Consider the following 11,046-nt stretch of genomic DNA (forward strand, 5'->3'; position numbering starts at 1 on the left):
GAACACTCCCGGGCAACACCCCGGTCCGACGCCAGGGAGACACCCTGGCCGACCCCCTGGTGGCATACCTGGCGAGGGATCGGAGCTAGCCGGTCGGGGCTCCCTCGGCGTGCGCCGCGACCATCTCGGCGTACCACCCGAAGGACCGCTTCGGCGTACGCACCCCGGCGGCGTCGACGTGCACCAGGCCGTATTTCCCGCCCACGCCGTCCTCCCAGTCCTTCCCGGTGAACGGCGCCTCCCAGCCGTCGCGGTCGAGCAGGGTGTAGGCGTAGAAGCCGCGTACGTCGACGCCGCGCTCGATCGCGGCCGAGACCGCCTCCAGGTGCGCCTCGAGGTAGTCGATCCGGGCCTGGTCGTCGACCTCGCCGTCGACCATCGGAGCGTCGTACGCAGCACCGCACTCGGTCACCACGATCGGCGGCATCGCGGCGCGATAGCGGGATCGGGTGATGATCAGCCACTCCCGCAGGGCGGTGGGCACCACGCCCCAGCCGGTGTCGGTGGCGGGGTAGCCGACGAGCGGCACCATCCGGAACGGGATGTCGTCGCCCTCGGCGGAGGCGCCGATGCGCTGCGGCGCGAAGAAGTTGACCCCGTAGAAGTCGAGGGGCGAACGGATCACGGCCATGTCGCCCGGCATCGTGACCTCGTCGGCGAGACCGGCGATGTCACGGGGATAGCGGCCCATCAGCATCGCCTCGAGAGGCACCGCGTTCCAGGCCAGGTCGATGAGCTTGGCCGCGCCGACATCGGCGGGATCCTCCGAGAGCGGCCAGATCGGCTCGTGGTGGTTGGCACACCCGACCGACTCGACACCGGCGGCGCGCAGCACCTGGACGCCGCGGCCGTGGGCGAGGAGGAGGTGGTGCATCGCCGCGACGACTCCCCAGCCCGCGCGGCGCCCGGGCGCGATCGTGCCGAGCCCGTAGCCGAGGTAGCCGGCCACGTTGGGATCCTGGACCGGCACCCACTCCGGGACCCGGTCGCCGATCAGGTCCGCGACCGTCTCGGCGTAATCGCCGAACGCATCGACGGTGGCGCGGTTGAGCCAGCCGCCGTCGGCGGCCAGCGGCTCCGGCAGCTCGCCGGCGTAGAGCGTGGCCGACGGGCGCAGACCGGCCTCGAGCAGCTCGTCGACCAGGCGGTCGTAACGAGCGCGGGCATCGGGATCGAAGGCACCGCGCCCACCCGGCTGAAGCTCACGCCAGGAGACCGCGAACCGGTATCCCGGAGCACCGAGGCGTTGAAGCAGCGCAACATCCTGCTCGCCCCCCGGCCGGGTGGCGTCTGCAGTGCCGAACACGAAGCCAGTCGGGAACTTGGGAAACGCCACGGCACAATCATGACTGTGACTGCCCAGATCCGCCGAGGAAACGCCCGATTCACGGAACGTCCACCCGGCCTCCGGCCAGGAAAAATAACCTGGCACACCTACTCCTTCGGCCCCCACTACGACCCCGACCGCATCGGCTTCGGTCCGATCGTGACCTACGACGAGCACCTGCTGCGCAACGGTGAGGGGTTCGACACCCATCACCATGCCGGGGTCACGATCGTGACCTGGCCGCTGTCGGGCGAGGTGACCCACACCGACTCGACCGGGGCCACCGGGACCGTCGCCCCCGGCCAGGTCGGTGTCTTCACCACGGGCGACGGTGTCGACCACTCCGAGTTCGCCTCGGCCGCCGGCACCCGGTTCATCCAGGTCTGGATCGCGGGCAGCACCGGCACGCCGGCGTACGCCGTCCACGACGTCGCTGCGATCGAGGGCGAATGGACCGAAGCGGTCCGTCTGGATCAGGGGACGTTCCAGGTCGCTCACGTCGGCACCGACGGCCCCGCAGAGATCACCCTCCCGGGCGGGCGTCTCCGTCATCTCCACGTCGCTTCCGGCGCTCTGCTGCGCAGCGGGATGGCCGAGCCGCTCACCGCCGGCGACGCCTTCGAGGTCACCGCCGGCGACGATCTGCCGTCGGAGTTCACGGTGGCTGCGGGCGTACCGACGGAGCTTCTTCTCTGGACCTTCGAATAGGGCGGACAAGCCCGAGGCCCGACGGATAAAGTCCGCACCAGACTGCTGCTCAGTGTGGAGACTCTGCTCGAAAGGTTTGGTGTGACGACGTTCCTGATCATCGGAGCCGTCGGGCTTGGCCTCCTGCTGGTGTCGCTGGTGATCGGCGACCTCCTCGACGGCTTCCTCGGCGGCGCGCTCGATGCCGACTGGTTCTCGACCGCCGCGATCGGCGGATTCGTGTCCGCCTTCGGGTTCGGCGGCGCGCTCGCGGTCGGCCCTCTCGGCACGATTCCGGCCATCGGGATCGGTGCCGTGGGCGGTGCGCTCTTCGCCTGGTTCGCGCTGTGGCTGACCCGCCTGCTGAAGGAGGAGAACACCGACGCGGCGCCCTCGGGGGAAGCCGCCGTCGGTCTGGACGCTGCCGTGATCACCGCGATCCCGGCGGACGGGTTCGGCGTGGTGCGGGTCGCCCTCGGGGGCCACACGGTGACCTACAACGCCAAGGCTCCCGACACCGAGGATGCGATCACGCCCGGCACCGCCGTGCACATCACCGGAGTCCTCTCACCGACGGCAGTCACCGTCGCGCCGACCTGGCGCGAGATCACCTCCTGACCTGAAGGGGTCCCCATGGAACTGCTGGTGCCGATCGCCGGCCTTGTCGTACTTCTCATCCTGCTTCTGCTGCTGGTCACCAGCCGCTACAAGGTCGCCGGTCCCAACCACGCCTTCATCGTCACCGGCCGCAAGGGCAAGGCGGTCCTCAACCCCGAGACCGGCCAGCTCACCACCGACCTGTCCGGCCAGAAGGTCGTGCTCGGCGGGGGCGTCTTCGTGGTCCCGTTCGTGCAGAAGCTGGCGACCATGGACCTCTCCTCGCGGCGGATCTCCGTGCAGATCCGCGGGGCGGTCTCCGGGCAGGGCATCAAGCTCAACCTCGACGGTGTCGCGATCGTGAAGGTCGGCGGCAACGCCGACCAGATCCGGCTGTCCGCACAGCGGTTCCTCTCCCAGCAGGAGGAGATCGAGCCCTTCACGCAGGAGGTGCTCGCCGGTGCGCTCCGCTCGATCGTCGGTGGCCTGACCGTCGAGCAGATCATCCGTGACCGGGCCGCGTTCGCCCAGCGGGTGGCCGACGAGTCCGAGTCGTCGCTGACCGGCCAGGGCCTGATCCTGGACACCTTCCAGATCCAGGACGTCACCGACGACGGCTCCTACCTCGCCAACCTCGGCCGCCCCGAGGCCGCCCGCATCACGCAGGCCGCCTCGATCGCCGAGGCCGAGTCGCGCCGCGCCGCCGAGCAGGCCCGGATCAAGGCCGAGGAAGAGATCGCGATCGCCCAGCGCGCCCTGGCGCTGAAGCAGGCCGAGATCAAGGCCGAGACCGACGCCGCCGCCGCCAACGCCGCCGCCTCCGGCCCGCTGGCCCAGGCCGACCGCGACCAGGCCATCCTCACCGAGCAGGAGAAGGTCGCCGTACGTCAGGCGGCACTGACCGAGCGACAGCTCGAGACGCAGGTGCGCAAGCCCGCCGACGCCGAGCGCTACCGCGTCGAGCAGGAGGCGGAGGGCCGCCGCAACTCGGAGATCGCCGCCGCGGAGGCCCGCAAGGCCTCCACCATCGCCGCGGCCGAGGCCGACGCCGAGCAGGCCCGCCTCTCCGGTGAGGCCGAGAAGGCCCGCCGTGCCGCGCTGGCCGAGGCCGAGGCCATCGAGGGCGCCAAGCGCGGTGACGCGCAGAAGTCGCTGCGTCTGGCCGGCGCCGAGGCGACCCGGGCCGAGGGTGAGGCGAGCGCTGCCGCGACCCTGGCCGTCGGTCACGCCGAGGCCGAGGCGATGGACAAGCGCGCCGCGGCGTTCGCGTCCTACAACGACGCCGCCGTGCTGCAGATGCTCATCGAGGTCCTGCCCCAGGTCGCCAGGGAGGTCGCGGCGCCGATCAGCGCCATCGACAACCTCACCGTGCTCTCCACCGAGGGAGCCGGCGCCATCCCGAAGCAGGTCAACGACAACGTCGTCCAGACCCTCAACATGCTCAAGACCACGACCGGTGTCGACCTCGGCGGGATGCTCCGCAAGGCCGTCGACTCGACCTCGGCGAACGGCACGGAGATCCCGGCCGGACAGTGACCGATCCACACGTTACTAACACCCTGTCACCAATCCTGTAGAAAACGGACATAAACGTGACAGCCAGGAACAAGTCTGGTTATGTATCCACGTCGACGTAGGGAGGGAGCACTCCAAGCCTCGACCGGGCCTCGCGGCCGAAAGGCCGCCAGGCTCGCCCCTTGAGCTTCTCTACTGTTCCCCCCGTCGGTAGAGAAGCACCGAGGGAAACTGAATGTGGCCCGGCCTCACGGCCGGGCCACATCTTATTTGCCGGTCTCTAGTGGCGCACTAGCGCTCGTTGGCCATCCGGAGGAAGGCCTCGACGAGCGGGCCCGAGGTGGCGGCGCCGTTCTCGCCCTCGTCGACGTAGACGGCCACGGCCAGGTCACCCTGCGCGGCGATCATCCAGGTGTGCGTGAGGCGCTTGCCGTTGCGGTCGAACTCGGCCGTGCCGGTCTTGGCGATCACCGGCTTGCCCGGCACGTCGGTCAGGCCGCTGCCGGTGCCGTCGGTGACCACACCCCGGAAGATCGTACGCAGCTGCTCGGCCTCGTCGGCGGCGAGCGGCTCCACGCCCGACGGCTTGGCGACCTGGCCCTCGACGAGGGTCGGGACCACGGTGTGACCGGCCTGGATGGAGCCGATGACCGTGGCCATCGCGAGCGGTGAGGCGAGCACCTTGCCCTGGCCGATCAGGTCGGCGGCGTGCTCGGTCTCGCCCGCGGGCTCGGGGATCTGTCCGAAGTAGGAGGTGAATCCGGCGTCGCGGTCGATCCCGAAGCCCAGCGAGGCGGCGGCGGAGGCGATCTCCGCGTGGCCGACCTCGCCGGCCACACCGACCATGGCGGTGTTGCAGGACTCGGCGACGGCGTGGGCGAGGGTGATCTCGCCGAGGGCCGACTTCGGGTACCAGGAGTCGTTCTTGAAGGTCTTGCCGTCGACGGTGGCCTTGGCGGGGCACTTGACCTGGCTCTGTGCGTTGAGCCCCTTGCGCAGCAGGGCCAGCGTGGTCGCGGCCTTGAAGGTCGAGCCCGGCGCCGCCTGGCCGTAGGTGGCCAGGTTCATCTTGTTGTCCTCGCCGTTGGCGGCGACCAGCACGGCACCGTCGCTGGGTCGGATCGCGACCAGGGCGCTCTCGGGCTTGACTCGCTTCAGGATCTTCTCGGCGCTCTTCTGGAGCCGCGCGTCGAGAGTGACGGTCAGCGACTTCCCGTCGATCGGGTCGGTGCTGTAGAGCCTCTTGAGCACCTCACCCTCGTCACCGAGCACCGCGACCCGCAGCCCGGGCTTCCCCCGCAGCTGCTCGTCGTAGCGCGCCTGCAAACCGGAGAGCCCGGCGAGATCACCCGGAAGGAAGGTGCCGGGCTTCTTCTTCATCATCTCCGCCGTGACCTCACCGACGATGCCGACGACCGGCGAGGCGAACTCCTTGGTCGGGCCGAGCGGGAGGGTCCGGTTGAGCATCGCGGCGCCCTTGATCTTGGCGATCTTCGCGGTCTTGGCCTTCGTCATCATCGGCTTGCGGATCGAGAGCGCCTCGACGAACGCCTTGTCACCGGCAGCCTTGACGCGCTTGGCGTAGCGCTTCGGGTTGATGCCGACGACCGCGGCGACGTCGCGAGCGGCCGCGGGAGCCGCCACCGGGTCGATCAGGGTCTTGTCGATGCCGACCGTGACGACCGGCCGGTCCGCGACCAGGGTCGCTCCGGACGTGCTCAGGATCTCGCCGCGCTGCTGCTGGACGGTCTCGACGTGGAGGCTGCGTCCTTCGGCGAGCGTCGGGGCGACGACCGTCGGCTCCCAGACGAACTCCCACGTGTCATCGGTCTTACGGAGCTCGACCTCCGACTCGTAGGTCCACCGGCCGCCCGGAAGCCCCCACGCCCAGGTGAGCGTCGTCTTCGCGCTGTCGGTGCCGTGGCCGGAGAAGACCGGCTTGGTCGCGGACACGTCGGGCGCACCGAGCTTCCCGAACAGGTTGCCGGTCAGATCGCTGTATTCGGCGGCGACAGCAGCGGGATCGGTCTTCGCCACGAAGTCGACCTTCGTGAAGGTGCCGGTCTCCAGCGCGGCGGTCAGGGCCGACGTGCTCGGACCCGGCTCCTTGTCCGCGCCACAGGCGGCAAGCAGCGGTAGGGCAACAGCAAGGGCCGCTATGCCCCGGGAGACTCGCATGGAACGGTTCTATCAGCCTCGCCCCCAAGATTGGGTTACACCCTTCCAACGCGGAGGTTGTGAAGCCGAGAGTGACCAATAGGCCACGCTCGGCTTCACAACCCATCCGGTCAGTGCGTCGCCAGCCAGGCGTCCAGGTCGACGCCGCGCTGGTCGGCGAGCTTCTCCAGACGCTCACGGGTCGGCGGCTGGAACACCTTCGGCTCGATGTGGCGGTCGAGTGCGGCGTACTTCCTCTGCTTGGCGGCCTGTGCGGGACCGGTCGCCTCGGCCGCGGTGACCACGGCCGGGGTCGCGGTGACCGCGGCGCCGGTGAGCGGCGAGCTCACCAGCGGGGTGTAGCCGTCACGGTGGCCGGCGGTGTTGGCGTGATAGGACTCCGCGATCGGGTTGGAGAGCCCGTTGACCCACTCGGGGTTGTCACAGACCGCGTGTCCGGTGAACCGGCTGATCGGGTTGACGTAGCTGAAGCCGGCGGCGCTCGCCCGGGCGGCCGTGGTGTTGTTGAGGAGCACCGCGGTGTCGTTGAGGATCGCCTCGTCCTGCGGGCTGAACCAGGTGAGGGCGTTGCAGTCCTCGCCCATGAACAGCTTCGGATAGCCCACGACCACCACCTTCGCGCTGGGAGCGGCCGACCGGATCCTCGAGTAGAGCGTCCCGAGGCTGGCCGGGAGCGTGTTGCGGATGTAGTTCTGCGCACCCGCGACCGCTCCGGCACAGTCGCTCGCCCAGGCGGGGAGAGCGCACTCGGTGATCACGTCGACGAAGCCGGCGTCGTTGCCACCGACCGAGATGGTCACGTAGCGGGTCGAGCTCGACAGCGCGCTGAGCTGACTGTTGGTGACGTCGGCGACGACCGCGCCCGAGCAGGCACGGAAGTTGAGGCTGTAGCTCTTCGCCGCGGCGACCAGGCTCGGGTACGCCAGGGTCGAGCGCATGCAGTTGCTGCCGTCGTTGATGTAGGTGCGGGTGCCGACTCCTGAGGAGTAGGAGTCACCCAGGGCGACGTAAGGCTCCCCAGCCGCGGAGGCTGGGGAGCCGGGGGCGACGGCGAGGCCGGCGCCGAGAAGGGCGATGGAGGTGAGGGAGACCGCGAGGCGGACTTTGGACAGGCGGAAGGTGAAACCGTTCATGGCAACTCCCGAAAGCCGGGGACCGCTGGGGGCGGCCCTTCTCTACGGTTGTACGCGCCCCTGCTCTCCCCCGCAGGAAATTAGTTTCACGTCCTAGTAACTGTCCGGAACCCGCTTACCTGAGTTCATCCGACGTTCTGCAGGCGCGGCAGGAGCCGGTCGAGCCACCGCGGCAGCCACCAGGCGCCGGGGCCGAGCAGCCGCATCACAGCGGGCACGACGAGGCACCGCACCACGACCGCGTCGAGCAGCACCGCGACCGCCATCACGAAGCCCATCTCCTGCAGCATCCGGTCCGGGCTGAACCAGAAGGCACCGAAGACCACGACCATGATGGCGGCGGCGGCGGTGATGACACCGCCGGTGTGCGCCAGCCCCTCCCGGACCGCCTCCTGGGCATCGCCGCTGCGCAGCCACTCCTCACGCATCCGCGAGATCAGGAAGACCTCGTAGTCCATCGAGAGCCCGAAGACGATCGCGAAGGTCATCACCGGCAGGAACGCCTCGATCGGACCTGGCTCGACCCCGAGCAGCCCCTCCTGGAAGACGTACGTCATCGCACCCATCGAGGCGCCGATCGAGAGGAGGTTGAGGATCGCCGCCTTGATCGCCACCGCGACGGACCGGAAGACGCACATCAGCAGCAGCGCGGAGAGCCCGACGACGAGCCCGATGAAGAGCGGCAGCTTCTTCCCGACCGCGTCGGAGTAGTCGATCAGCGCCGCGGTCGATCCGCCGACGAGGACGTCGTCGCCGAGATCCTCCCGGAGATCCTTGACCAGCTCGGTGGTCTCGGCGTCCTGCGGGCCGGTCTCCGGGAAGGCGACGGAGGTGAACACCGCACCGTCGGCCGACGGTTGCGGCGGCGTCACGGCGGCGACGCCGGCGTACGCCTGGAGCTCCTCGTACGCCGCCACCGCTTCCTCCTGGGAGCCCTCGGTCATGACGATGAGCGGGCCGTTGGCACCGGGGCCGAACTTGTCGCTGACCAGGTCGTACGCCTTCCGCGTGGTCGAGGAGGGGTCGTCGTTGCCGGCGTCGGCGAAGCCGAGCTGGAGGCTGAGGACCGGGGCGGCGAGGGCGCCGAGGACGACCAGCGAGACGACCAGCGCGACCCACGGGTGGCGCTGCACGCGGTCGGCCCAGGCGCGCCAGCGCTGGCCGGGCTCGCGGCGGGATCGGGCGGCGTGGCGGCGTACGGACCTCTCGAGCCGCTTGCCGAACAGCGTCAGCAGCGACGGGAGCAGGGTGACCGCGGCGATCATGGTCATCAGGACCGTGAGCGCGACGCCGAGCACGACCCCCTGGATCGAGGTCAGCTGCAGCACGTAGAGGCCACAGAGAGCGAGGATCACGCTCACGCCGGCGAAGAGGACCGAGCGACCGGCCGTGTCGATCGCGGTCGAGGTGGCGTCCTCGCGGGTGGCTCCGCCGAGCAGCTCGCTGCGGTAGCGCGAGAAGACCAGCAGCGCGTAGTCGATGCCCACTCCGAGCCCGACGATCATCAGCATCGGCGCGGTGTAGTCCGGGATCGTCGTCAGGTGCGAGAGCAGCGTGACCACGCCGAAGGTCGTGCCGACCGCGAAGATCGCGGTGATCAGCGGCAGGCTCGCCGCCAGGAACGAGCCGAACATGAACAGCATGATCACCAGCGCGGCGAGCATGCCCATCCCCTCGGAGCTGCCGCCCTCGCCCTCGTTCACCTCACGCATCGAGTCCCCGGCCATCTCGACCTGGAGGTCGTCGGTCGACGTCTCCTCCGCCAGCTCGAGGAAAGGCTCATAGGCGCTCACCGGGAGTTCTCCGGCCTCGGCGTCCATCACGACGGTGACCAGCGCGGTCGTACCGTCCTCGCTCACCGACCCACGCTGCGGATCCGCCGCCTCGACCGTCTCGACATGAGGGACCGCGGCGAGGTCCGCGAGCAGCTGGTCGACGGCCTGCTGGTCGGTGTTCCAGCCGCGCTCGTCATGGATGACCGCGCGCACCTCGTCGCCGCGCGATCCGCCGTGCCTCGCCTGCAGGTCAGCCATCTCCTGCGACTGGGTGCCCGGGATGTCGAAGGAGTTGCGGTAGTCGTCGCCGATGCTCTGCGCCGCCGCGGTCACGCCGACGAGGACGACCACCCACAGCAGCAGTGCGGTCCAATGATGGCGTTGGGAGAAGGCCGCCAGCCGCCGCAGCGGACTGGGTCTGGTTGTCGTCTGGATGGTCATCATGTCTCCTGTCATCCGTCGTCTGGCTATAGGTAGCCAGACGACATGTATGGAGACAATGTACGACCTGCTGTGTAGGCTGTCTACATGAAAGCCGACGCCCTCCGTGGCCACCTCGACTCGCTGATCCTGGCCGTCGTCGAGAAGCAGCCCCTCCACGGCTACGCGATCATCGAGGCCCTGAGCGCCCGCAGCGGTGGCGAGCTCGACCTCCCCACCGGCACCATCTACCCCGCGCTGCGTCGGCTGGAGAAGGCGGGCTACCTCGACAGCTCCTGGTCCGAGGTCAGCGGCCGCAAGCGCCGCACCTACGAGCTCTCCTCCGCCGGCCGCAGCGCCCTCGCCGCCCACCGCCAGGAGTGGAGAACCTTCGCCAAGGTCGTCTCGGGCGTACTCGGCGAAGCCTGACCCCGCCGAGACGTCAACCCGGTCGGCCGAGTCGTCACCCCGGTCGGCCGAGTCGTCACCCGGGTCGGCCGAGACGGCACTTACGTCGGCCGAGTCGGCACTTGTGGTCGCCCTTTCAGGGGGTTCCCTGATGTGGCCGACACCGCCGAGCGCAGAAGATGAACCCATGAGCGCCGTCGACGTCTACCTTGCGGACCTGCGCGCCGCGATCCCCGGCCCCAGCTGGACCCGGCGCGACCTCCTGCGCGAGGCCGGCGACCATCTCGAGGACGCGACCGACGCCTACACCGCCGCGGGCTACACGCCCACCGAGGCCGAGGCGCTCGCCCTGCGCGACTTCGGCTCCGTCGACGAGATCGCGCCCGGCTTCCGGGACACCGTCGCGATCGGCGCCGCCCGACGTACGGCGCTCCTGCTCGTCCTCGTCATGATCCCCCAGGCCTTCCTGTGGGACGGCGGGATCGACCTCGGCGCGAGCGCCCACTCAGCCGCTCCCGACAGCGGCCTCTTCCACGTCCTCGACCTCGTCATCGGGTACGTCGGCACAGCAGGCGCCCTCGGCGCGGTCATCGCCCTGGCGGTGACCGCGATCGGTCAGCGTTGGCTCCGGATCGGGCGACGTACGGCCCGGCTGACCGCCGCCTGGTCCCTGGCCACGGCCGTGATCGTGCCGGTCATCGGCTTCACCATGCTGACCCTGACCGGCGGCCTCACCGTGTTCCTGGCGCTCAGCGCACTCGCCTTCATGGCCGCGCCGTTCGCCCTGGTCGCCCTCTCCGCCCAGCGCACCCTCGCCGCCTGCTAGCCGAGGCGTCACCCCGGTCGAGCGAGACCTCAGCCCGGTCGGACGAAGCGTCACCCCGGTCGAGCGAGACGTCACCCCGGTCGGACGAGACGTCACCCCGGTCGGACGAGACGTCACCCCGGTCGGACGAGACGTCACCCCGGTCGGACGAGACGTCACCCCGGTCGGACGAGACGTCAC

At 69.8% G+C, this 11,046-nt stretch carries 9 protein-coding genes; 5 read left to right on the forward strand and 4 right to left on the reverse strand.

Annotated elements, in window-relative coordinates; translation table 11 throughout:
* Positions 1 to 85 precede the first annotated feature (85 nt).
* Positions 86 to 1,306, reverse strand: coding sequence for a glycoside hydrolase family 1 protein (locus ACFU7D_RS21735; RefSeq protein WP_378871057.1), 1,221 nt, complete (start codon positions 1,304 to 1,306; stop codon positions 86 to 88).
* Positions 1,307 to 1,351: 45 nt separating this feature from the next.
* Here ACFU7D_RS21735 and ACFU7D_RS21740 point away from each other — a divergent pair, with 45 nt between their 5' ends.
* The 3 genes from ACFU7D_RS21740 to ACFU7D_RS21750 all read left to right on the forward strand — a co-directional run bounded on the left by ACFU7D_RS21740 (position 1,352) and on the right by ACFU7D_RS21750 (position 4,147).
* Complete coding sequence (locus ACFU7D_RS21740; RefSeq protein ID WP_378871060.1) at positions 1,352 to 2,035, forward strand: pirin family protein; 684 nt, start codon at positions 1,352 to 1,354, stop codon at positions 2,033 to 2,035.
* A gap of 81 nt (positions 2,036 to 2,116) precedes the next feature.
* Positions 2,117 to 2,632 (forward strand): hypothetical protein, encoded by a 516-nt coding sequence (locus ACFU7D_RS21745; protein WP_378729986.1) that lies wholly within the window; start codon positions 2,117 to 2,119, stop codon positions 2,630 to 2,632.
* A gap of 15 nt (positions 2,633 to 2,647) precedes the next feature.
* Positions 2,648 to 4,147, forward strand: coding sequence for a flotillin family protein (locus ACFU7D_RS21750; protein ID WP_378729988.1), 1,500 nt, complete (start codon positions 2,648 to 2,650; stop codon positions 4,145 to 4,147).
* Between the two features lie 270 nt (positions 4,148 to 4,417).
* On the opposite strand, the gene ACFU7D_RS21755 is transcribed toward ACFU7D_RS21750, so the two are convergent.
* The 3 genes from ACFU7D_RS21755 to ACFU7D_RS21765 form a co-directional block, all read right to left on the reverse strand.
* On the reverse strand, positions 4,418 to 6,304 hold the full coding sequence (locus tag ACFU7D_RS21755) for a penicillin-binding transpeptidase domain-containing protein (protein WP_378871063.1): 1,887 nt from the start codon (positions 6,302 to 6,304) through the stop codon (positions 4,418 to 4,420).
* Between the two features lie 110 nt (positions 6,305 to 6,414).
* Positions 6,415 to 7,437: an SGNH/GDSL hydrolase family protein gene (locus ACFU7D_RS21760; RefSeq protein WP_378871066.1), complete on the reverse strand. Its 1,023-nt coding sequence runs from the start codon at positions 7,435 to 7,437 to the stop codon at positions 6,415 to 6,417.
* A 125-nt stretch (positions 7,438 to 7,562) separates the two neighbouring features.
* Positions 7,563 to 9,653, reverse strand: a complete 2,091-nt coding sequence (locus ACFU7D_RS21765) for an MMPL family transporter (protein WP_378871069.1) — start codon at positions 9,651 to 9,653, stop codon at positions 7,563 to 7,565.
* A gap of 87 nt (positions 9,654 to 9,740) precedes the next feature.
* On the opposite strand from ACFU7D_RS21765, the gene ACFU7D_RS21770 reads away from it, so the two are divergent.
* Together ACFU7D_RS21770 and ACFU7D_RS21775 are read left to right on the forward strand one after the other, a co-directional pair.
* On the forward strand, positions 9,741 to 10,061 hold the full coding sequence (locus tag ACFU7D_RS21770; protein ID WP_378729996.1) for a PadR family transcriptional regulator: 321 nt from the start codon (positions 9,741 to 9,743) through the stop codon (positions 10,059 to 10,061).
* A 166-nt stretch (positions 10,062 to 10,227) separates the two neighbouring features.
* Positions 10,228 to 10,866 (forward strand): permease prefix domain 1-containing protein, encoded by a 639-nt coding sequence (locus ACFU7D_RS21775; RefSeq protein ID WP_378871073.1) that lies wholly within the window; start codon positions 10,228 to 10,230, stop codon positions 10,864 to 10,866.
* Positions 10,867 to 11,046 lie beyond the last annotated feature (180 nt).

The organism is Nocardioides sp. NPDC057577 (assembly GCF_042801335.1).
Classification (GTDB): Bacteria; Actinomycetota; Actinomycetes; order Propionibacteriales; family Nocardioidaceae; genus Nocardioides.

Bases quoted from the DNA above. Each gene is read 5' to 3' on its own strand.
- ACFU7D_RS21765 (WP_378871069.1), bottom strand. From the start codon at position 9,653: ATGACCATCCAGACGACAACCAGACCCAGTCCGCTGCGGCGGCTGGCG.
- ACFU7D_RS21770 (WP_378729996.1), top strand. From the start codon at position 9,741: ATGAAAGCCGACGCCCTCCGTGGCCACCTCGACTCGCTGATCCTGGCC.
- ACFU7D_RS21755 (WP_378871063.1), bottom strand. From the start codon at position 6,304: ATGCGAGTCTCCCGGGGCATAGCGGCCCTTGCTGTTGCCCTACCGCTG.
- ACFU7D_RS21775 (WP_378871073.1), top strand. From the start codon at position 10,228: ATGAGCGCCGTCGACGTCTACCTTGCGGACCTGCGCGCCGCGATCCCC.
- ACFU7D_RS21750 (WP_378729988.1), top strand. From the start codon at position 2,648: ATGGAACTGCTGGTGCCGATCGCCGGCCTTGTCGTACTTCTCATCCTG.
- ACFU7D_RS21760 (WP_378871066.1), bottom strand. From the start codon at position 7,437: ATGAACGGTTTCACCTTCCGCCTGTCCAAAGTCCGCCTCGCGGTCTCC.